Source organism: Nocardia sp. NPDC058497 (genome assembly GCF_042720195.1).
In the GTDB taxonomy this organism is placed as follows: Bacteria; Actinomycetota; Actinomycetes; order Mycobacteriales; family Mycobacteriaceae; genus Nocardia.
In genome coordinates, this window is the sequence record NZ_JBHXMY010001051.1 from 1 (window position 1) to 1068 (window position 1068).

Below are 1068 nucleotides of genomic sequence, written 5' to 3' on the forward strand. Positions count from 1 at the left end.
CCGGAGCTCAGGACCCTCCGCGGGTCAGGATCGTCGCTCGGCACAGCTGGGACGTTCGGGGGGTGCATGCCAATCCAGGCCGCGCGTGCGATGAGCTCTCCGAGCACGTTGCAGCCACCGACAACGCAGCTTATCCCGCAGTCCCTCGCCCTAGCAGTCAGCTACCGGAGCGGATACATCCCTGTAGCGCGGCCGATTTGGACGAGTTGGCCGCGCTACGCGCGCAGCTGTGGCCGGATAGCTCTGTCGACGCCCATCGCGCCGACGTCGGCGAACAATACGACGGGTCCCGCGCCGCGGCCGCATTCCTCGCACGCGAGGAAGGAGGCGCCGCAGTCGGCTTCGGTGAAGTCACACTGCGCCACGACTACGTCAACGGATGCGACACCTCACCGGTTGCGTTCCTCGAAGGCCTCTTCGTGATCCCCACCCACCGCCGGACCGGAGTAGCCCGTGCGCTGTGCGAGGCACTGGAAGAATGGGGCCGTGACAACGGCTGTACCGAACTCGGCTCTGACGCCCTGCTGAGCAACGCCGCCGGACAGGAGATGCACGCCGCTCTGGGCTTCGCAGAACGCGAACGTGTCGTGTTCTACCGAAAGATGCTGTGACGCATCGTTGTCAGCCCCCGCCAGAAACGATCAGCCGGATTCACCGATCGGTGGCATCCCACGCTTTTTGTCCCTGAGTTTGGATATGCGTTGCGGCAACGTCCCGTCCTTCCACTGACGCTCGAGATGTTTGAAAACGCCATAAGGGTGCTTCGACATCACCGACTTCTTCAAATCTGTACCATCGAGTGGATCTTCAATGGAATAGTTCGGCGATAGTGGTACTTGGTCCGCCCAGTAGGCCTTTCGGCATATCATGCACCACAGCAGGGTGACGCCGGGGCGCCGTCCAATCGGTATTTCGTAGTAGTACCAGTGCAAGGTCAACTGCTGACAGGACGGGCAAGTTGCTGCCGCATGTTTCGTATGGATCGGTCCATCAACCGATATTCGAGTCAGCTCTTCTGTCGAATACCGTTTCCACCTGTATTCGCTTCCACGCTTATACTCACTCATT

2 protein-coding genes are annotated in these 1068 nt (G+C 60.7%); one reads left to right on the forward strand and one right to left on the reverse strand.

The window, feature by feature from the left end; translation table 11 throughout:
* Positions 1-173 precede the first annotated feature (173 nt).
* Complete coding sequence (gene aac(6'), locus ACFWPJ_RS33630; protein WP_378857678.1) at positions 174-611, forward strand: aminoglycoside 6'-N-acetyltransferase; 438 nt, start codon at positions 174-176, stop codon at positions 609-611.
* Between the two features lie 30 nt (positions 612-641).
* Here aac(6') and ACFWPJ_RS33635 read toward each other — a convergent pair.
* The coding region (locus ACFWPJ_RS33635; RefSeq protein ID WP_378857676.1) for a hypothetical protein at positions 642-1068 on the reverse strand (427 nt) is incomplete at its 5' end.